Genomic DNA, 19,436 nt, shown 5'->3' with positions numbered 1-19,436 from the left:
CTCCTTGGAGTTAGATTTCGCCAGCGCGACGGCGCAGGCGGATGGCGATGAAGATGAAGGCGATGCCGACGGCGGCGCCGATCCAGATCTCCGGCAGGGCCAGTGCACCCAGCTGATGCGACGGCGACAGCAGTTCGACGATCGAATCACGCGACATCGCAGCCTCGGGCCGGTAGGCCAGTTCCACGCCCGGGATGGTGCCCAGCAGCAGGCGGCCGACGATGTGCTGCCAGAACCAGCCGCTGGTCATGTCAAACAGGCCCATCACCTTGGTCGTGCTGACCACGATGCCGGCGAACAGCGGCAGCATCACCGCCCACAGGAAGGGCTTGCTCTTGGCCCACGACGAGCACAGCAGCAGCCAGCCCACGGTCGGCAGCGACCACAGCATGAACACCGGGATCCAGCTGAGGTGGCCGGCGGCGAGCAGCAGCGGGCTGGAGGGGCCCCAGATCAGTGCCATCGGATCACCGCCATGGGTCAGGGCGACGATCGAGATCACCACCAGGAAGCACAGCATGGTCACGATCGACGCCACTACGGCGATGATCGGCGCCACCAGCACCGCACTGATCAGCTTGGACAGCACCGTCTGGGTATCGGACAGCGGCAGCGACTTCCAGAACAGGATGCTGCGGTCGCGGCGGTCGTCATACAGCGCGCCCAGGCAGTAGAAGAACACCACGAAGCCAAGCACCACGAAGGGCCATGCCGAACTCAGGGCCAGGGTAGCGTCCAGGCCGTTGCCCAGTTCGACCAGGTCCTTCGGATCGAGCTGGCGGGTCAGCAGGTCCAGGTCCAGGCCATTGACCTGGATGTCACTGTTGTTGATGTGCAGGTCGCCCTGCGAGGCGGCGCGGCGCAGGACGAACAGGCCGATGACGATGCCGACCGTGCTCATCACCAGCGAGGCGATGCCCGCGATGAAAGGGGCATACAGGAAACCGCCGCGGTTTTCCCAGTATTCGCGCTTGAGCAGCCAGCGCAGCGTGGAGACCTTGCTGATGGGATGGTTCACGGCGTTCATGCGTAGGTTCCCTTCATGATGGCAACGAACAGATCGGCCAGGCCGGGGCTGCGGATTTCGCCCAGGGTGGACAGCTGCGTGCGCGGTACGTTGTCGAACAACAGCACGGATTTGCCGAACGGCAGGGCGCGCTCGTCGATGGGCTTCAGCGCGCGGGCGTTGTCGACCTGGTCGGCGTTCACCAGCACCTCGGTGTAGCGCTCGCCTACTTCATCCATCTCGGCACTGAGCACGACCTTGCCATCGCGGATGAACATCACGTCGGTGAGAATGTGCTCGATCTCTTCCACCTGGTGGGTGGTGACGATGATCGTCTTCTGTTCGTCGAAATAGTCTTCCAGCAAGCGCTGGTAGAACTCCTTGCGGTACAGGATGTCCAGGCCCAGTGTGGGCTCGTCGAGCACCAGCACGCGTGCGTCGATGGCCATCACCAGGGCCAGGTGCAGCTGCACGATCATGCCCTTGGACAGTTCGCGTACCCGCTGCTTCGGCTGCAGCTTGGTGGTGGACAGAAAGCGTTCGCAGCGGGCACGGTCGAAGCGCGGGTGCACGCCGGCGACAAAGTCGATCGCCTCGCGCACCTTCAGCCAGCGCGGCAGCACGGCAACGTCGGCGATGAAGCAGATGTCATTCATCAGCTCATCGCGGTGGGTGCGCGGATCCTTGCCCAGTACGCTCAGCTCGCCCTCCACCGCGGTCAGGCCGAGCAGGGCCTTCAGCGCGGTGGTCTTGCCGGCACCGTTGGGTCCGATCAGGCCGACGATGCGGCCGGACGGAATGCTGAAACTGGTGTTGTCCAGGGCCAGCGTGCGCTTGTAGGCCTTGCGCAGGCCCCGCGCGGTAATGACATCCACATCCTGGGTTGCTACGGCATTCATTGGATTTTCCCCTGGGTCAGCAGATCGTTGACGTTCAGGCCCAGGCGCTGGATGCGCTCGAGCACGGCCGGCCATTCTTCGTTGAGGAAACGGTCGCGTTCGCTGCTGCGCAGCTGCGTGGCCGCTTCTTCGGTCATGAACATGCCCAGACCGCGGCGCTTCTCGACCAGGCCCTCATCAGCGAGCTCCTGGTAGGCACGGGACACGGTGATGGGATTCAACTGGTAATCGGCGGCCACCTGGCGTACCGAGGGCAGGGCGTCGCCCGGCTTGATTATTCCGTCAAGCATCATGGCGATCACGCGCTCCTTCAGCTGACGGTAGATAGGAGCGCCATCGCTCCACTGGATATCGCTCATGGTCAGCTCCGGGAATTCAGCGACTGTGCGAAAGAAAAATACGGCATGGACAAAGAGCTGTTCAGCCGCCGCGGGGGGGAGGGTGCCGGCGGTGCTTTCCCAGCTTCCGGCACGCCCGCATCCTGCAGGCTTTGAAGGGCGGGGGAGGTGTCGACGTTGCCGGCGCCCCCCGGCGCTGCACCAAACCACAATGAGAGCAGCAGCAGACCCGCCGCGGTGGCGGCTGTGCGGGTGGTACGACGTCGGTATGACGTATTCATCGGCTGCCCCTGTCTCAGGTGACTGGTGTTGTAGTCAACTATAACACCACCGATTCAGAGTGCAAGCTTTCTGTATGACCAACTGATGGCATAGGACGCCCGCTGCCGCTTTGGTGGCGTAACCTGTTGAAAATAAACAGGACGTTCTCATCGCATACGCTTCACCTCGATGACGGCGCGTTCAGGGCGCCGTGCGGCGGTGGCCTGCTGCTCTGGATTCGACGGCCGTCACCGGTGCCGCCTGGCGCCCCGCGCGGTGCTCCGGACAAGGCGGCGAAAGCCCCGGTGCTATAGTTCGCGGCGAAATCCGGGCCCTGTGTCCGGCCCGAAACTTCCCACCAGGATCATCCGCCATGCTGCGTTCCGTAACCTCCCAGCGCCGCACTCCCCGCGCGCTTTCTTCCGTGCTTGGCGCGTTCCTCGTGGCGGGCAGCCTGGCCCTGCCGTTGGTGGCCTCCGCCGCCGGCCTGCTGGATGTCTCTTACCGCCAGTTGGCGGGCAAGGAGCAGGTCAACCTGGCCCAGCGTTACCACGGTCGCGTGCTGCTGGTGGTCAACACGGCCAGCAAGTGTGGGTTTACCCCGCAGTACGAGGCCCTTGAGGCACTGCAGAAGAATTACTCCCCGCGCGGCCTGAGCGTGCTGGGCTTCCCGTCCAATGATTTCAAGGGACAGGAGCCGGGCGATGAGAAGGATATCCAGGACTTCTGCACGCTGACCTATGGCGTCAAGTTCCCGATGTTCGAGAAGGTGCATGTGATCGGTGACCAGGCTACCCCGCTGTACAAGGGCCTGACCGCTGCCACCGGCGTCGCGCCGGGCTGGAACTTCCACAAGTACCTGATTGGCCGGGACGGCAAGGTCATTGCCCAGTTCCCGAGCAAGGTCAAGCCGGATGCACCGGAGCTGGTCGCTGCCATCGAGCGCGCACTGGCTGCGCCAGCGGGCCATTGAAACGAGCGCGCGCGCCTCGACATATCCAGCGTGCGTGCGACAATGAGCGTTTTAGCGCCGACGTCGGCGTCTTTTCACTTCCAGGAATGCAACACATGAAGATGGGAATGCGTGGCGCTGCGGCGTCGGTTCTGATTCTGGCGATGGGCACCACGGGCGTGGCGCTCTCGCAGCAACCGGCTGCTGCCCCGGCAGCTGCCAAGGAGACCAGCAGTTTGAATTCAAAGCAGAAGCTCGGCTACGCCATCGGCGCCGACGTCGCCCGTTCGCTTGAAGCGATCAAGGCCCACATCGATCTGGCCGCCATGCGCGAAGCCGTGCAGGCCACCTTCGACGGCAAGCAGCCGCTGATCACCCAGGCCGACGCGCAGAAGACCGACGCCGCCCTGCGCGAGTCGATGGCCATCGCCAGCGGCCAGCAGGTACCGGGCCGTGCCCCGGGCAGCGCAGCGCCGAAGGTGGACAACCGCCAGGTCGGTCTGATGCTGGGCAGCTACATGGTCGGTCCGTCGCTGGCCGAGCTGAAGGGTGACATCGAGCTCGATGCGCTGTTTGATTCGGTGAAGACCGCCTTCGCCGGTGGCCAGCCGAAGATCAGCCAGGAAGAGGGCGCAGCCATCCTGCAGTCCTTCATGGCCGGCAAGCAGGCGGAAATGCAGGCCAAGGCCGCGCAGTTGGGCCAGACCAACCGTCAGGAAGGCAATGCGTTCCTGTCCAAGAACAAGACCGTGCCCGGCGTGGTCACCACCGCATCGGGCCTGCAGTACCAGGTCATCCGTCCGGGCAGCGGCGAACGTCCGATGCCGACCAGCAAGGTCAAGGTCAACTACGAAGGCAAGCTGCTGGACGGCACCGTGTTCGACAGCAGCTACCAGCGTGGCCAGCCGGTCGAGTTCGGCCTGGACCAGGTGATCAAGGGCTGGACCGAAGGCGTGTCGCTGATGCCGGTGGGCTCGAAGTACCGCTTCTGGATTCCCGGCGAGCTGGCCTATGGCGAAAACGGCACCCAGGGCGGTCCGATCGGCCCGAACGCCACGCTGACCTTCGACGTTGAACTTCTGTCCGTGCAGCCGTAAGGCACGCAGGCGCCCTGCCAAGCCCGCCGGTGCAGCATCGGCGGGACTGGCCTGATTCGGCATTGGCCGGGGATCCTCACTGCATGTCTGATATTCCGTCAAGCGAACGCGAGCAGGCGCTGGAAGCGCGTCTGGTCGAGCTGGAAATGCGTGTCTCCTTCCAGGAGCAGGCATTGGCCGAGCTGAGCGAGGCGTTGGCTGACGCGCGCATGGAAGGTACCCGCAACGCGGGCCTGATGCGCGTGCTGCTGGAGGACCTGGGCAAGGTCCGCAATGCGCTGCATTCCTCTGATCCGGTGGATGAGCCGCCACCGCCGCACTACTGACGTCCCCCTTATGACCGATTCCCTCCGCGACCAGCTGATGGGCCTGGGCTTCAAGCCTGCGCCGAAGCCTGAACGCAGCAATGAGCGCAAGCCGGACCGCAAACCGGACGCGCGCCGCGATGCGCGACCGGGCAGCGGCAAGCCGGCACATGCCGGTGCCCGTCCCGGCGGCAAGCCCGGCGATAACCGCTCGCCGGCCTCTCGCCCGGGCAATGCCGGTAACCCTGGCAACCGTGCGAACGCCAACCGTCCGCAGGGTGCGCGCAAACCGCGTTCGCAGGAAGAAATGGATCTGGCCAAGGCCTACGCCATCCGTGCGCAACGCGAGAAGGAAGAGCGCATCGAAGGCGAGCGCCTGAAGCAGGAAGAAGCACGCGTGCGTCGCGAGGCGAAGGCGAAGCTGGAAGAGCTGCTGAAGGACAAGTCGCTCAATGCCGAAGAGGCCGACATCGCACGGCACTTCCCGTATGGCGGCAAGATCAAGCGCATCTACGTCACCGCCGATCAGTTGAAGGCCCTCAATGCCGGTGAACTGGGCGTCGTGCAGGTGGCGGGGCGTTACATCCTGGTCACCGCCGAACTCGTGCTGCAGACCGAGGCGATCTTCGCCCAGGCTGTCGCGCTGAAGGTCGATCCGAACGCGCCTGCCGAAGACGATCCCTATGCGGACCCGCAGTACCAGGTGCCTGACGACCTGGTCTGGTAGTAGCGGTTGCGGTAGCGCCGACCCCTGGTCGGCGAGCGCAGCGGGCCTTTCGCAGGAATGCAACCGCCGAGCAGCGCTCGGCGTCACCGCGACAGTCTTCCCGCACCTCTTGCATCAATCGATGATCGGGCCGCTCACTTCCTGACCGGCCTGCCACACCGCGCGGATCTGCCGCGTATTGTCGATATCCGCCAGCGGATCCGCATCGAGCACCAGCAGATCCGCGCGCTTGCCTGCAGCAATCCTGCCGCGGTCGGCAAGCCCCAGCAGATCCGCTGCGTCGGCGGTGGCGACCTGCAGCGCACGCGCCGGGGTCAAGCCGGCTTCGGTCAGCAGCTTCAGCTCACGATGCTCGGCAAAGCCGATCACCCGCTGCGGCATTGCGCCAGAATCCGTACCGAAGCCCAGTTTGACCCCGCCGGCATGTAGCCGACGCAGGTTTTCCAAGCTCATCTCCACCGCCTTGCGTGCGCCGGCGATGTTCGCGCCCGCCAACTGTTCGCTCTGCCACTGCGGCTGCTGCCAACGGGCAAGCACCTCGGCCGGCAGGGCGGCACGCAGGAACGGTGTCTGCAGTTGCTGCGGGTTTTCGGCATACCAGTAATTGGCCTCGTCGATGTTGACGGTGGCGATGTAGCCGGTGCCTTGCTCGCGCATCTTGCGCACCAGCATCGGGTCGATCGCGCGGTCGCGGATGCCATGGGCGATGATGTCGACCTTGGCATCGATCAGGTCACGGGCCTGGTCCAGATCGTGGATATGCGCGGCGACCTTCAGGCCGCGGGCGTGCGCTTCGGCAATGGCGGCGCGATAGATCTCCGGCGGCATCATCGGCACCTTGCCGCCGAGGTTGTCCACCCACAGCTTGATCAGGTCGACCCCGTCGGCCTGTTGGGTGGCAACGGCGGCACGGGCTTCCTCGGCATTGCGCGGGCGGGCCACGGCATCACGCTGCAGGCCCATCGCCGCCGCAGGCGGTGCACCGTCCACCGCGCCAATGCCCCCACCTGCGCCGTACAACTGCGCGCCGAGCGTCGGATCGGCATTGACCTCGGTGCGGATGGCGAAAAAGTCGTGGCCGTTCATGCCCAGCGCGGTGACGGTGGTGATGCCGAAACGCTGGAACTGCCGCAGGTCACGCACCACGTTGTCGCGCGTGTAGTAGCGATCGCCGTGCTGCAGGCCTTCGGTATTGCCGACATGCGCATGGTCGCTGACCAGTCCCGGCAGCAGGGTCTTGCCGCTGTAATCAACGCGGCGGGCACCGGTTGCCGCCGCAGGCAGCGGCGCGCCGACATGCACGATGCGCGCCCCATCAATGAGCACCGGCGTCACACCGAGATCGCGCGTGCCATCGAAGACGCGGGCATTCTCCAGCAACACCGGCTCGGCGGCAGCGGGCAGGGCGATGGCGGCAAGCATCACAGGCCACAGGCGATTGAGGCGCATCGGCGATTCCTTTTTCAAGACGTACCCCGAGCCTAACCCGCACACCGTGACGGCACCAACGCCCCCTACCGCGCGACACATCCCCGATACCGCGCGAAAATCCAGGGGTAGCGCCGACCCATGGTCGGCGAGCGCAGCGGGCTCTACGCGGAAGGCATCCGCCGAGCACGGCTCGGCGCTACCGACAAGGGGGCCACTTTGCACGTGACGCGCCGCCGCCCCCATCGCGTGCCGACGGTAGCGCCGACCCATGGTCGGCGAGCGCAGCGGGCTCTGCGCGGAGGGCATCCGCCGAGCACGGCTCGGCGCTACCGACAAGGGGGCCACGTTCAAGGCCCGGCCTTACTCCGGATCGTAATCCAGGTTCGAGGCCAACCAGCGTTCAACCTGGATGCGATCCACGCCCTTGCGCTTGGCGTAATCGGTGACCTGCTCACGGCTCACGCGCCCGACAACGAAATACTGGCTGCCAGGATGGCTGAAGTAGTACCCGGATACCGCCGCCGTCGGCAGCATCGCGAAACTTTCAGTCAACTGCATGCCTGCATTTCCCGGCGCATCCAGCAACCGGAACAGGGTGTCTTTTTCACTGTGCTCCGGACACGCGGGATAACCCGGTGCGGGCCGTATCCCGCTGTATTTCTCGGCGATCAACGCTTCGTTGTCCAGCGCTTCCGCGCTGGCATGTCCCCAGAATTCCTTGCGCACGCGCTGGTGCAGCCGCTCGGCCAAGGCTTCGGCGAATCGATCTGCCAGCGCCTTCAGCAGGATCGAATTGTAGTCATCGTGCGCCGCTTCAAAGCGCGCCACATGCGCGTCGATACCGATGCCGGCGGTGACCGCAAACGCACCGATCCAGTCCTGCCGACCACTGTCGGCCGGGGCGATGAAATCCGCCAGGCAGAAGTCCGGCCGTTCGGCGGGCTTGTCCACCTGCTGGCGCAGGAAATGCAGCGTGGCCTCACCGTCGGGGTGCTGCACGCGGACATCGTCACCGACGCTGTTGGCCGGCCACAGACCGAACACCGCCCGGGCCTGCAGCCACTTCTCATCGACGATGCGCGCCAGCATCTCGCGCGCATCGCGGTACAGTTCGCTCGCCTGGCTGCCCACGATGTCATCGGTCAGGATCGCCGGATACTTGCCGGCCAGCTCCCATGCCTGGAAGAACGGCGTCCAGTCGATATAGTCGACCAGTTCGGCCAGAGGGTAGTCGTCGAACACGTGCAGGCCGGGCTGCTTCGGTGCCGGCGGCGTGTAATCCGTCCAGCCGCCGTCGAAGCGCTGCCCCCGCGCATGGGTCAGGCTCACCAGTCGTTTCGCATCGCCGCGGTTGCGATGGCGCTTGCGGATCTCCGCGTAATCCGCCTCGTTGGCGGCGACGAAATCCGCACGCAGATCGCGCGAAATCAGCGACTGCGCCACGCCGACCGCACGCGACGCATCTTTCACCCACACCGTGGGCGCTTTGTAATGCGGATCGATCTTCAGCGCGGTGTGCGCGCGCGACGTCGTCGCGCCGCCGATCATCAAAGGCAGGTCGAAGCCTTGGCGCTCCATCTCACGGGCGACATGGCTCATCTCCTCCAGTGACGGGGTGATCAGGCCGGACAACCCGATGATGTCGGCGTTCTCGGCGCGCGCGGCATCCAGGATTTTCTGCGCGGGCACCATCACCCCCAGATCGATCACCTCGAAGTTGTTGCAGGCCAGGACCACGCCAACGATGTTCTTGCCGATGTCGTGCACGTCGCCCTTGACGGTGGCCATGATGATCTTGCCATTGCTGCGTGCGGTGTCACCACTACGCGCCTTCTCTGCCTCGATGTAGGGCAGCAGGTACGCCACGGCTTTCTTCATCACCCGCGCTGATTTAACGACCTGGGGCAGGAACATCTTGCCGGCGCCGAACAGATCGCCGACCACGTTCATGCCATTCATCAACGGCCCCTCGATCACATCCAGCGGCCGCGTCGAGGCCTGGCGCGCTTCCTCGGTATCCAGTTCCACGAAGGCATCCAGGCCGTGCACCAGTGCATGTGCAAGACGCTCGGTGACCGGCTTGTCGCGCCACGCAAGATCTTCTACGCGCGTCGCTCCCTTCTTGCCCTTGTAGCGTTCGGCGGTCTCCAGCAGTCGCTCGGTGCCATCGGGTCGGCGGTTGAGGACCACATCCTCGACGCGCTCGCGCAGTTCGGGATCCAGATCGTCGTAGATCGGCATGGCGCCGGCGTTGACGATGCCCATGTCCATGCCCGCGCCGATGGCGTGATACAGGAATACCGAATGGATCGCCTGGCGCACGGTTTCGTTGCCGCGGAACGAGAACGACACGTTCGATACGCCGCCGGAGACATGGCAGTGCGGCAAGGTGCGCCTGATGATGCGGGTGGCTTCGATGAAATCGACGGCGTAGTTGTCGTGTTCTTCGATGCCGGTCGCTACGGCGAAAATATTGGGGTCGAAGATGATGTCCTGCGGCGGGAAGCCGACCTCATCGACGAGGATGCGGTAGGCGCGCGTGCAGATTTCCACCTTGCGTGCACAGGTATCGGCCTGGCCGTCCTCGTCGAAGGCCATCACCACGGCGGCCGCACCATAGCGCAGCACCTTGCGTGCGTGCTCGATGAACTGCGCCTCGCCTTCCTTCAGCGAAATCGAGTTGACCACGCTTTTGCCCTGCAGGCACTTCAGGCCGGCCTCGATCACGCTCCACTTGGACGAATCGACCATCACCGGGATGCGCGCGATATCCGGTTCGGACATGATCAGGTTCAGATAGCGCGTCATCGCGGCTTCCGAATCGATCAGCCCTTCATCCATGTTGACGTCGAGGATCTGCGCGCCGCTGGCCACTTGCTGGCGTGCCACGTCCACAGCTTCTTCGTAGCGCTCTTCCTTGATCAGCTTGCGGAACTGCGCGCTGCCGGTCACGTTGGTGCGCTCGCCGATGTTGACGAACAGCAGGTCCGGGGTAATGACAAGCGGCTCCAGGCCGGACAGGCGGGTGTACGGGCCGCGGGTGCTCATGCCGCCTGCTCCCGCTCGCGCGGCAGGGCGCGCGGTGGCAGCCCGGACACGGCGTCGGCGATGGCGCGGATATGCGCTGGCGTGCTGCCACAGCAGCCGCCTACCAGGTTCAGCAGGCCGTCGGTGGCGAATCCACGCAGCGTCGCCGCCATTTCCTCCGGCGTCTCGTCGTACTCGCCGAAGGCGTTGGGCAGGCCGGCGTTCGGGTGAGCGCTGACGAAGCAGTCCGCTACCTGGGACAAGGTCTCCACGTGCGGACGCATCGCGTCGGCGCCGAGCGCACAGTTGAGGCCGATGGAGAGCGGGCGGGCATGCGCCAACGAAGCATGGAAGGCCTCTGCCGTCTGCCCCGACAGGGTGCGTCCGGACGCATCGGTGATCGTGCCGGAGATCATCACCGGCAAGCGGCCGCCGCGTGCATCGAAGACTTCTTCCACCGCGAACAAGGCGGCCTTGGCGTTGAGCGTATCGAAGATGGTCTCGACCATGATGGTATCCGCGCCGCCGTCGATCAGACCTTCGATGGCCTCGCGGTAGGTGCCGCGCAGTTCGTCGAAGCTGGTGTTGCGGAAGCCGGGATCGTTGACATCCGGGCTGATGGAGGCCGTCCGGCTGGTCGGTCCGAGCACGCCGATGACGAAACGTGGCCTGTCCGGCGTGGTCGCCGTCACGGCATCGCAGCAGGCACGGGCAACGGCCGCGCCTGCCTTGTTCAACTCGTAAACCAGATGCTCAAGGTGGTAGTCCGCCTGGCTGACCGACGTCGCATTGAAGGTGTTGGTTTCCACCAGGTCCGCGCCCGCCTGCAGATACTCGGTGTGGATGCCGGCGATGATCTCCGGCCGCGTCAGCAGCAGCAGATCGTTGTTGCCCTTCAGATCCTGCTCCTCCACCGGCCCATGATCGCAACCGGCACCGTGCACGTGATGGTCCGCGTGCGTGTCGCTCCCGTCGCTGAAGCGCTCACCGCGGTAGTCCGCTTCCTGCAGGCCGTGGCGCTGGATCATCGTGCCCATTGCACCGTCGATGATCAGGATGCGCTCGCCGAGTGCGGCAAGCAGGGACGTGGCACGTTCGGGATGCAACCAGGGTAGGGCGGGCACGGCAACCTCAGGGTTTGTTGGCAATCAGCGAAATGACTTCGAAATGGGGTGGCCGTTTTTCACGTGTCACCGTTTCCAGGCTGGATACCTGCAGGCCAGCCTTGTCGACGAACTTCTTCAGTTCTTTGTCGCTGAAGCCAAGATTCACGTGGCCATACGCGTCAACCGCCGCCTTGTGTTCATGGCGGGCCAGGCTGCACAGCAGCAGGCGACCGCCGGGACGCAGGACGCGCGCTGCCTCGGTGACGGCCTGCGCCGGTTTGGCTGCATAGGTAAGCGCGTGCATCAGCACGACCAGGTCGAAGCTGCGGTCCTTGAAGGGCAGGGCATGCATATCACCCTCACGCACTTCCACGTTTGGCAGACGGCGCAGGCGCTCGCTCGCAGCAGCGACCACGCGCGCGCTGGTATCGATGCAGACATAGCGGCTGGCATGGGGGGCCACCAACTCGGCCAGCACGCCATCGCCCGAGGCGATGTCGAGCACATCTCCGGTTTCCAGCAGTGGCAGCGCGGTGCGCGCCAGTGCTTCCCAGGTCCGGCCGGGGGAGTAGTGGCGTTCCATGTCGCCGGCGACGCTGTCCGCCCAGTTCTGGTCAGCCGCACGGCTGGCCAGCACCGAGGCCACGCGCTCGGCGTCCTGGCGCAGCAGCGGGTCATCGCTGCCGGTGCTCAAGGCATGCCACAATGCGCGCTGCGCAGGATCCAGCTGCGCGTCATCGAAGCGGTAGTACGCCGAAACGCCTGCACGGCGGTCGCGCACCAGGCCCGCTTCCTTGAGCCGGGCCAGATGGGTCGATACCCGCGGCTGCGCCAGGCGGGTGATTGCCGAGAGCTCGGCTACCGTCAGTTCTTCCTGCTCCAGCAGCGCCAGCAGCCGCACCCGGGTGGCGTCGGCAAACACCTTCAGCCGAACCGACCAATCCTCGAGATCCATAAATATCCACCTATCGCGATAGAGAGATATTTTCACCGCCAACCGTCTCGTGGTCAAGGCGGTAACGAAATGGGTGTTCAGTGAAACCCAGCGTCCGGGAAGCGTCCGGGACTGGTAGCGCCGACCCATGGTCGGCGAGCGCAGCGGGTCGTGGGCGGAGGGTTCCGCCGAGCGCGGCTCGGCGCTACCAGAGCATCCGGGATCGGTAGCGCCGACCCATGGTCGGCGAGCGCAGTGGGCTGGGGGCGGAGGGATTCCGCCGAGCGCGGCTCGGCGCTACCAGAGCATCCGGGACCGGTAGCGCCGACCCATGGTCGGCGAGCGCAGCGGGCCGTGGGCGGAGAGATTCCGCCGAGCGTGGCTCGGCGCTACCGAGGTGGCAGGTAGGCAGTGACCGGACGGATTCCGCCAGCGCGTCCGGGATCGTTAGCGCCGACCCATGGTCGGCGAGCGCAGCGGACCGTTGGCGGGAAGCTTCCGCCGAGCGTGGCTCGGCGCTACCGGACGGGGTCGCCGCCGCGCAGTCAGCTGCAATCACGGCGCCCCCAGTACAATCCCGTATTCGTTACCCGGGAGGGGTTGTTGTGGATTTCAGCTTTACCGAAGAGCAGTTGATGCTGCAGGACGTTGCGCGCCGCATTGCGCAGGAAAAGATCGGCCCCAGCGCCGAACACCATGACCAGACCGGCGAGTTCCCGCTGGCCAATATCCAGCTGCTCGGTGAGAACGGGCTGATGGGGATCGAAGTGCCAACGGAGTACGGCGGCGCGGGCATGGACCCGATCGCCTATGTGCTGGCGATGGTGGAAATCGCCGCGGGTGATGCCGCGCATTCGACCATCATGTCGGTCAATAATTCGTTGTTCTGCAACGGCATCCTGACCCACGGCACCGAAGCGCAGAAGCAGAAGTACGTGCGCGCCATCGCCGAAGGTACGGCCATCGGTGCGTTCGCGCTGACCGAGCCGCAGTCGGGCTCGGACGCCACCGCCATGCGCTGCCGCGCCGTGAAGCAAGCTGACGGCACGTATGTGATCAACGGCAAGAAGAGCTGGATCACGTCCGGTCCGGTGGCAAAGTACATCGTGCTCTTCGCGATGGCCGACCCGGACAAGGGCGCCAAGGGCATTACGGCTTTCGTGATCGACACTGACAACGCCGGCTTCGGCCGTGGCAAGACCGAGCCGAAGCTGGGCATCCGCGCGTCGGCCACCTGCGAAATCGAGTTCGACGACTACGTTGCGCAGGCAGAGGACGTGCTGGGCCAGGAAGGCGAGGGCTTCAAGATCGCGATGGGCGTACTGGACGCGGGCCGTATCGGTATTGCGTCGCAGGCCATCGGCATCGCGCGTGCGGCGTACGAAGCCACGCTGGAATACGTGAAGGAGCGAAAGGCCTTTGGCGCGCCGATCGGCACCTTCCAGATGACCCAGTCCAAGATCGCGGACATGAAGTGCAAGCTGGACGCGTCCCTGCTGCTGACCCTGCGCGCGGCGTGGGTGAAGGGCGAGGGCAAGCGCTTCAGCAACGAGGCGGCCATTGCCAAGTTGACTGCATCGGAGGCTGCGATGTGGATCACCCACCAGGCCGTGCAGATCCATGGCGGCATGGGGTACTCCAAGGAAATGCCGCTGGAGCGTTACTTCCGTGATGCCAAGATCACCGAGATCTACGAAGGCACTTCGGAGATCCAGCGGTTGGTGATCGCCCGCAACGAAACGGGCCTGCGCTGACCCAATGGCGAGCGCGCTGAAGCGGGTCCATGACCCGCTTCGTGTCGCTGATCACCTAGAATGCCCGTCCTTTCAAAGCAAGTACGGGCATGATCATTTACCGCGGCGCAGGGTTTTTCACCCTGCTCACTCCCATCGTGGCCGTGTTGCTGCTGATGTGGCTGCAACAGGATCCGACCGTGGCCAAGGGCAACATGACGTTGCCGCAGTTCCTGCTGGGCTGCGGCATCGGTGCGGCGATCAATACGCTGCTGGGGTTCGTCCTCAATCGTGGCGTGCGTGCAGACGGCGAGCCGGCGAAGCATCACTTCTTCTACCTGCCCATGCAGTGGCCTTCGTTGGCCATCGTGGTCGTCTGTGCGGTAGTTGCGGCCGTTCGCTGAGTCAGCGTCCCCCGAAAATGAAAAAGGCCCCGGATCGCTCCGGGGCCTTTTCATTTCAACCGCAGCGGATCAACGATCCGGGCGGTGCGGGCCATTGGCCTCGCTCTGGCTCTGCAGGAACTCCTTGGATGGCTCGTCGATCTTGTCGCCCAGCATGCGGCGGACCACGACGAAGAACACCGGAATCATCAGCAGGCCCAGGAACGTGGCGAACACCATGCCGCCGATCACGCCCGTACCAATGGCGTGACGCGAGTTGGCGCCGGCACCGGTACTGATCGCCATCGGGATGACGCCCATGATGAAGGCGAAGGACGTCATCAGGATCGGGCGGAAGCGCAGGCGCGCCGCCTCGATGGTCGCATCGCGCAGCGTCTTGCCCGCCGCACGCTGTTCCACCGCAAACTCCACGATCAGGATCGCGTTCTTCGCCGCCAGGCCGATCACGGTGATCAGGCCGATCTTGAAGAACAGATCGTTGGGCAGGCCACGCGCCATCGAGAACACCAGCGAACCCAGTACGCCCAGCGGCACCACCAGCAGCACCGCCACTGGGATGGACCAGCTTTCATACAGTGCGGCAAGGCACAGGAACACCACTACGATGGACAGCACCATCAGCAGGGTCGCCGCGTTGCCCGCCAGGATTTCCTGGTAGGACATGCCTGACCAGTCGTAGCCGAAGCCGGCCGGCAGCTCGTTGCTGACGATGTCTTCCATCGCCGTCATCGCTTCACCGGAGCTACGTCCCGGCGCCTGCGAGCCGACGATGTTCACCGCCGAATAGCCGTTGTAGCGGCTCAGCGACGGCGGCGCCGACACCCATTCCGAACGCACCACGGTGTTCAGCGGGATCATCGAGTTGGTGCCATCGGCATTCTGGGTCAGCGTCGACGGGCTGTAGAAGCTCTTCAGCGATTCCTCGCCGGTGCGATACGGCGCATCGGCCTGCATGGTGACGCGCTTGATGCGGCCTTCGCTGAAGAAGTCATTGACGTACACCGGGGCCAGCATCAGCTGGATGGTGCTGTACACGTCCGACACCGACATGCCCATCGCCTGCGCCTGCACACGGTCGACGTGCAGCGCCAGCTGCGGAGCGTTTTCCAGTCCGTTGGGGCGCACGCCGGTCAGCAGGTCGCTCTTCTGTGCCGCCGCACCCAGCAGGGTGTTGCGCGCGCTGGTCAGCTGGTCGAAGCCGGCACCGGCACGATCCTGCAGCCACATGTCGAAGCCGCCGAACTGGCCCAGGCCCTGCACGGTGGGCAGGTTGACCACGAAGATCTGCGCTTCCTTGATGCCGTAGAAAGCGCCATTCATGTTGCCGATCAGCTCGGGCACGGTGACCTCGCGATCAGCCCAGGGCTTGAGGCGGATGAAGCCCATGCCCACGTTCTCGCCGGAACCGACGAAGCTGAAGCCGGCGATCTGCAGCAGGCCCTCGAAGCCCTCCTGCTTTTCCAGGATGCCACGCATCTGCGCGAACACTTCGTTGGTCTGGCCCTTGGTCGAACCCGGCGGCAACTGCACGATCGCCAGTGCGTAGCCCTGGTCTTCTTCAGGCAGGAAGCTGCCCGGCATGCGGGTGAACATGAAGGCGCACAGCGCACCCAGCACCACGAACAGGATCATCCAGCGCGGCGCATGCTTCACCGCCGAGGTGATGTGGCCCACGTAGGTGCCACTGATCTTGTCGTAGTACTTGTTGAAGGTGCGATAGACGATGTTGGGGTTGTCGTTGTGCGTCGGCTTCAGGAACGTGGCACACAGCGCGGGGGTGAAGCCCAGTGCCAGGAACGCGGAGAACGCCATCGAGATGGCGATGGTCAGCGCGAACTGCTTGTAGATCTCACCGGCCGCACCGCCCTGCAGGGCCGACGGGATGAACACCGCCGCCAGCACGACGGTGATTGCCACCACCGCACCGGTGATCTGGGTCATCGCCTTCTGCGTTGCCTGCTTGGGCGGCAGCTTTTCCTCGGTCATGATGCGTTCGACGTTCTCGATCACCACGATCGCGTCATCGACCACGATGCCGATGGCCAGCACCAGCGCGAACAGGGTCAGCTGGTTGATCGTGAAGCCGATCATCCACATGCCCAGGAACGTACCCAGCAGCGCGACCGGGATCACCAGGGTCGGGATCAGGGTGGCGCGGAAGTTCTGCAGGAAGATCAGCATCACCAGGAAGACCAGGATGATGGCCTCGATCAGGGTCTTGATCACTTCCTCGATCGAGATCTTCACGAAGGTGGTGCTGTCGTACGGCGAGAACCAGCTGACGCCTGCCGGGAAGCTGGGCTGCAGCTCGTCCATCTTGGCGCGCACGGCCTCGGCCACGTTCAGCGCATTGGCGCCAGGCAGCAGCTGGATGGCGAACGCACCGGTCGGCTTGCCGTTGTACTGGGTATCAAAACCGTAGTTGCCGGCGCCGAAGCCGATGCGGGCGATGTCCTTCAACAGCACGCGCGAGCCGTCCGGATTGGCACGCAGGATGATGTTCTCGAACTCTTCCGGGGTGCTGAAACGGCCTTCGGCCGATACGGTGGCGGTGAAGTGTTGGCCGACGGGAGCCGGATCCGAGCCCAGCGAACCGGCGGCGAACTGCACGTTCTGCTCGCGCACGGCCGCCAATACCTGGCTGGCCGACAGGCCGTAGCCCTGCATGCGCTCGGGGTTGAGCCAGATGTTCATGGCGTACTCGCCGCCGAACTGCTGGGTGCTGCCGACGCCGGGGATACGCGATACCTGGTCGAGCACGCGCGAGGCCACGATGTCGTTGAGCGCATCGCGGCTGTTGGTTCCCGAATCCGAGCGCAGCGCCACCACCATCAGGAAGCCGGCGTTGGCCTTGGCCACCACCACACCCTGCTGGGTCACTTCGGTGGGCAGGCGCGGCGTGGCCAGCGACACCTTGTTCTGTACCTGCACCTGCGCGATGTCCGCGTCGGTGCCGGTTTCAAAGGTCAGGGTGACCGTGGCGCGGCCGTTGGATGCCGATGACGAGCTGAAATACAGCAGGTGATCGATACCGGTCAGCTGCTGCTCGATCACCTGGGTGACCGATTTTTCCGTGGTGTCGGCGCTGGCGCCGGGGTAGGTGGCCGACACGGTGACCTGTGGCGGGGCGATGCTGGGGTAGGACTCCACACCCAGGTTGAGGATCGCGATCACGCCGCTGAGCGAGATCAGGATCGCTACCACCCAGGCAAAGACCGGGTGTTCGATGAAAAATTTAGGCATGACGGATGATTCCCGTTACTGCTTGGTCGAATCGGATGCCGGCGCCGCCGGTTCGGCGGGTGCCGGTGCCTGCGGTGCGGCGTCAGCTGCTGGGGCTGCATCGCCCTGCGCGGCGGGTGCGTCGCCGGCCGGCTTGCCGCCCGCTGCGCCGCCCTGGGCGGCTGCCTGCTCGGGGGTCCACGGCTTGGCCGTCGCCGGTGCACCTTCCTTCACCTTCTGGGTGCCGGCCACCACGACCTTGTCGCCCGGCTCCAGACCGGCGGTGACCAGCCAGTTGCCGCCCTGCGCGCCTTCGGTCTTGACGTTGCGGCGGACGACCTTGCCATCGGCACCGACCACCATCAGGTAGCCGCCGGTGGCGTCGCGCAGCAGTGCCGGCTGCGGTACCAGGTAGGCGTTGTTGCGCTCACCCAGGGTCGCCTGGAAGCTGACGAAGGCGCCGGGCAGCAGAATGCGCTGCGGATTGGGCAGGATCGCACGCAGCGACACGGCACCCGTGGCCGGATCAACGGTGGTGGACGAGAAATCCAGCGTGCCGTTTTCACCGTAAGTGGTGCCATCGGACAACTTGACCTGCACAGTGGCCTTGCCATCGCCGCTCAGCGCGAGCGCGCCCTTGGCCTGCGCGGCACGCAGCTGCGACAGCTCGTCCACGCTCAGCGAGAAGTTCACGTACAGCGGATCGAGCTGGTCCACGGTGGTCAACAGGGTCACATCCCCTTGGCCGACCAGCGCACCTTCGGTGACCTGCTGCTTGCCGGCGACGCCGCTGATCGGCGCCTTGACCTCGGCATAGCCCAAGCTGATGCGCGAGCTGCTCACGGCGGCTTCGGACTGTTTCACCGCCGCCAGCGCGGTGCGCTCGGCCGATTCGGCGTTGTCCAGGTCTGCCTTGGACACGTACTTCTGGGGGGCCAGCGAGCGGGCGCGATCAGCGGCCACCTTGGCATTGGCGTACGAGGCACGGGCCGAAGCCAGCTGGGCTTCGGTGGCATTGAGCTCGGCGCGCAGCGGTGCCGGGTCGATCAGGAACAGGGTCTGGCCCTGCTTGACCTCGCTGCCTTCCTGGTAAACGCGCTTGAGCAGCACGCCCGGGACGCGGGCGCGCACATCCGAACTGCGGTACGGCGACAGCCGGCCGACCAGCTCGCGCTGCAGCGGCAGGGTCTGCGGCTTGGCATCGATCACGCCCACTTCCGGCGGCGGCGGTGCTTGCTGCTCTTCTTTCTTGCAGGCAGCCAGCGCAACGGCGACAGCGCACGTCAAAGCGAGGGTGCGGAGTGGGGCGATCATCAGGAGAAACTCCGGTGTTGGTTTGAAGACGGTTGGGTCGAAGCGTCCGGCGCGAACGCGCGCAGGAAGCTGTCGACGGAGAATTCGGCCCAGCGCCGACGCGCCAGGGCGTCGTCGCGGTGGGTAATGAAGAAGCGTTGCCGGTCAAAATCCTGCCCGCCGATCATGCTGATTAGCAGCTCGGCCATGAAGTGCGGGTCGTCATGCCTCAGCTGGCCACGCGCAACGGCGGCGCCTATCCATTCAGCAAGATGAATCGTCAACGCGCCGGTGCCGTCGCGGTAGAGGTTGCGCGCCTCATCAGGGAACTGCGCGGCGTCGGCGGAAATCAGCCGACAGGCCTGGGCCACGTGCGGCTGGTTGAAATGATCCAGATAGTCGGTAGCGAACTGCAGCAGGCTGCCGCGCAGGTCGTCGCCGCGCAGGCTGCGCAGACCGGCCGTGGCACGGCAGACGTGGCGCTCCACCACCCGGCGCATCAGCTCCTGCTTGCTTCCATAGCGCGAATAAAGGGTCTGCTTGGAGCAGCCCGCGTGCTGGGCCACCGCCTCCATGCTCATCTGCATGCCATGCCGCGCCAACAGTTCGCGCACTGCGTCAAACACACGCAGGTCGCGCGCGTCCGTGGCGGAAGCGGGGAGGGAAGAGGGGTTCACGGAGTGGACTATACCGTCCAGTTC

16 protein-coding genes are annotated in these 19,436 nt (G+C 65.1%); 6 read left to right on the top strand and 10 right to left on the bottom strand.

Features of this window, described 5'->3' with window-relative positions; all coding sequences use genetic code 11:
* Positions 1-10: 10 nt before the first annotated feature.
* Genes IFT65_RS03090 through IFT65_RS03080 form a run of 3 tightly spaced genes read right to left on the bottom strand, consistent with a single transcriptional unit; the run spans position 11 to position 2,264 of the window.
* On the bottom strand, positions 11-1,027 hold the full coding sequence (locus IFT65_RS03090) for an ABC-2 transporter permease (protein WP_192080041.1): 1,017 nt from the start codon (positions 1,025-1,027) through the stop codon (positions 11-13).
* Entirely contained in the window at positions 1,024-1,905 is an 882-nt protein-coding gene (locus tag IFT65_RS03085) for an ABC transporter ATP-binding protein (RefSeq protein WP_188326888.1), read from the bottom strand. The genes IFT65_RS03090 and IFT65_RS03085 overlap by 4 nt, the downstream gene beginning before the upstream one ends.
* The gene (locus IFT65_RS03080; RefSeq protein WP_188326889.1) at positions 1,902-2,264 is read right to left on the bottom strand and encodes a GntR family transcriptional regulator; all 363 of its coding nucleotides are present in this window, start codon (positions 2,262-2,264) and stop codon (positions 1,902-1,904) included. The genes IFT65_RS03085 and IFT65_RS03080 overlap by 4 nt, the downstream gene beginning before the upstream one ends.
* Positions 2,265-2,877: 613 nt before the next feature.
* Between IFT65_RS03080 and IFT65_RS03075 the strand changes: the two genes are divergently transcribed.
* The 4 genes from IFT65_RS03075 (at position 2,878) to IFT65_RS03060 (ending at position 5,585) form a co-directional block, all read left to right on the top strand.
* A complete protein-coding gene (locus IFT65_RS03075; RefSeq protein WP_188326890.1) occupies positions 2,878-3,477 on the top strand; it encodes a glutathione peroxidase in 600 nt (199 codons plus the stop codon).
* Between the two features lie 95 nt (positions 3,478-3,572).
* Positions 3,573-4,553, top strand: a complete 981-nt coding sequence (locus IFT65_RS03070) for an FKBP-type peptidyl-prolyl cis-trans isomerase (RefSeq protein ID WP_192080040.1) — start codon at positions 3,573-3,575, stop codon at positions 4,551-4,553.
* Positions 4,554-4,636: 83 nt separating this feature from the next.
* Positions 4,637-4,879 (top strand): SlyX family protein, encoded by a 243-nt coding sequence (locus IFT65_RS03065; RefSeq protein WP_188326892.1) that lies wholly within the window; start codon positions 4,637-4,639, stop codon positions 4,877-4,879.
* 10 nt (positions 4,880-4,889) lie between these two features.
* Entirely contained in the window at positions 4,890-5,585 is a 696-nt protein-coding gene (locus IFT65_RS03060) for a DUF2058 family protein (protein ID WP_192080038.1), read from the top strand.
* 114 nt (positions 5,586-5,699) lie between these two features.
* Here IFT65_RS03060 and IFT65_RS03055 read toward each other — a convergent pair whose 3' ends face one another.
* The 4 genes from IFT65_RS03055 to IFT65_RS03040 form a co-directional block, all read right to left on the bottom strand.
* On the bottom strand, positions 5,700-7,034 hold the full coding sequence (locus IFT65_RS03055) for an amidohydrolase family protein (protein WP_192080036.1): 1,335 nt from the start codon (positions 7,032-7,034) through the stop codon (positions 5,700-5,702).
* 342 nt (positions 7,035-7,376) lie between these two features.
* A complete protein-coding gene (gene metH, locus IFT65_RS03050) occupies positions 7,377-10,064 on the bottom strand; it encodes a methionine synthase (RefSeq protein ID WP_192080033.1) in 2,688 nt (895 codons plus the stop codon).
* Positions 10,061-11,167, bottom strand: a complete 1,107-nt coding sequence (locus IFT65_RS03045; RefSeq protein ID WP_192080031.1) for a homocysteine S-methyltransferase family protein — start codon at positions 11,165-11,167, stop codon at positions 10,061-10,063. The genes metH and IFT65_RS03045 overlap by 4 nt, the downstream gene beginning before the upstream one ends.
* Before the next feature lie 7 nt (positions 11,168-11,174).
* Positions 11,175-12,104, bottom strand: coding sequence for a metalloregulator ArsR/SmtB family transcription factor (locus IFT65_RS03040; protein WP_188326897.1), 930 nt, complete (start codon positions 12,102-12,104; stop codon positions 11,175-11,177).
* Positions 12,105-12,688: 584 nt separating this feature from the next.
* Here IFT65_RS03040 and IFT65_RS03035 point away from each other — a divergent pair.
* Positions 12,689-13,837 carry an acyl-CoA dehydrogenase family protein gene (locus tag IFT65_RS03035; protein WP_192080029.1) on the top strand — a complete coding sequence of 383 codons (1,149 nt, stop codon included), beginning with the start codon at positions 12,689-12,691 and terminating at the stop codon, positions 13,835-13,837.
* Between the two features lie 89 nt (positions 13,838-13,926).
* The gene (locus IFT65_RS03030; protein ID WP_188326900.1) at positions 13,927-14,220 is read left to right on the top strand and encodes a hypothetical protein; all 294 of its coding nucleotides are present in this window, start codon (positions 13,927-13,929) and stop codon (positions 14,218-14,220) included.
* A 69-nt stretch (positions 14,221-14,289) separates the two neighbouring features.
* Here IFT65_RS03030 and IFT65_RS03025 read toward each other — a convergent pair whose 3' ends face one another.
* From IFT65_RS03025 to IFT65_RS03015, 3 genes are read right to left on the bottom strand one after another with little or no spacing between them, the layout of a single operon-like run.
* Positions 14,290-17,463: a multidrug efflux RND transporter permease subunit gene (locus IFT65_RS03025; protein WP_192080027.1), complete on the bottom strand. Its 3,174-nt coding sequence runs from the start codon at positions 17,461-17,463 to the stop codon at positions 14,290-14,292.
* A 15-nt stretch (positions 17,464-17,478) separates the two neighbouring features.
* Positions 17,479-18,756: an efflux RND transporter periplasmic adaptor subunit gene (locus tag IFT65_RS03020; RefSeq protein WP_192080025.1), complete on the bottom strand. Its 1,278-nt coding sequence runs from the start codon at positions 18,754-18,756 to the stop codon at positions 17,479-17,481.
* The gene (locus IFT65_RS03015) at positions 18,756-19,412 is read right to left on the bottom strand and encodes a TetR/AcrR family transcriptional regulator C-terminal domain-containing protein (protein ID WP_192080151.1); all 657 of its coding nucleotides are present in this window, start codon (positions 19,410-19,412) and stop codon (positions 18,756-18,758) included. Before IFT65_RS03015 ends, IFT65_RS03020 begins: the two co-directional genes overlap by 1 nt.
* Between the last annotated feature and the right edge of the window lie 24 nt (positions 19,413-19,436).

It is taken from the genome of Stenotrophomonas sp. CFBP 13725, from assembly GCF_014841935.1.
In the GTDB taxonomy this organism is placed as follows: domain Bacteria; phylum Pseudomonadota; class Gammaproteobacteria; order Xanthomonadales; family Xanthomonadaceae; genus Stenotrophomonas.
Note: the sequence above shows the minus strand (reverse complement) of the source record. Positions and strands in the feature narration are given on the sequence as shown.

Bases quoted from the DNA above. Each gene is read 5' to 3' on its own strand.
- IFT65_RS03090 (WP_192080041.1), bottom strand. From the start codon at position 1,027: ATGAACGCCGTGAACCATCCCATCAGCAAGGTCTCCACGCTGCGCTGG.
- IFT65_RS03085 (WP_188326888.1), bottom strand. From the start codon at position 1,905: ATGAATGCCGTAGCAACCCAGGATGTGGATGTCATTACCGCGCGGGGC.
- IFT65_RS03080 (WP_188326889.1), bottom strand. From the start codon at position 2,264: ATGAGCGATATCCAGTGGAGCGATGGCGCTCCTATCTACCGTCAGCTG.
- IFT65_RS03075 (WP_188326890.1), top strand. From the start codon at position 2,878: ATGCTGCGTTCCGTAACCTCCCAGCGCCGCACTCCCCGCGCGCTTTCT.
- IFT65_RS03070 (WP_192080040.1), top strand. From the start codon at position 3,573: ATGAAGATGGGAATGCGTGGCGCTGCGGCGTCGGTTCTGATTCTGGCG.
- IFT65_RS03065 (WP_188326892.1), top strand. From the start codon at position 4,637: ATGTCTGATATTCCGTCAAGCGAACGCGAGCAGGCGCTGGAAGCGCGT.
- IFT65_RS03060 (WP_192080038.1), top strand. From the start codon at position 4,890: ATGACCGATTCCCTCCGCGACCAGCTGATGGGCCTGGGCTTCAAGCCT.
- IFT65_RS03055 (WP_192080036.1), bottom strand. From the start codon at position 7,034: ATGCGCCTCAATCGCCTGTGGCCTGTGATGCTTGCCGCCATCGCCCTG.
- metH (WP_192080033.1), bottom strand. From the start codon at position 10,064: ATGAGCACCCGCGGCCCGTACACCCGCCTGTCCGGCCTGGAGCCGCTT.
- IFT65_RS03040 (WP_188326897.1), bottom strand. From the start codon at position 12,104: ATGGATCTCGAGGATTGGTCGGTTCGGCTGAAGGTGTTTGCCGACGCC.
- IFT65_RS03030 (WP_188326900.1), top strand. From the start codon at position 13,927: ATGATCATTTACCGCGGCGCAGGGTTTTTCACCCTGCTCACTCCCATC.
- IFT65_RS03025 (WP_192080027.1), bottom strand. From the start codon at position 17,463: ATGCCTAAATTTTTCATCGAACACCCGGTCTTTGCCTGGGTGGTAGCG.
- IFT65_RS03020 (WP_192080025.1), bottom strand. From the start codon at position 18,756: ATGATCGCCCCACTCCGCACCCTCGCTTTGACGTGCGCTGTCGCCGTT.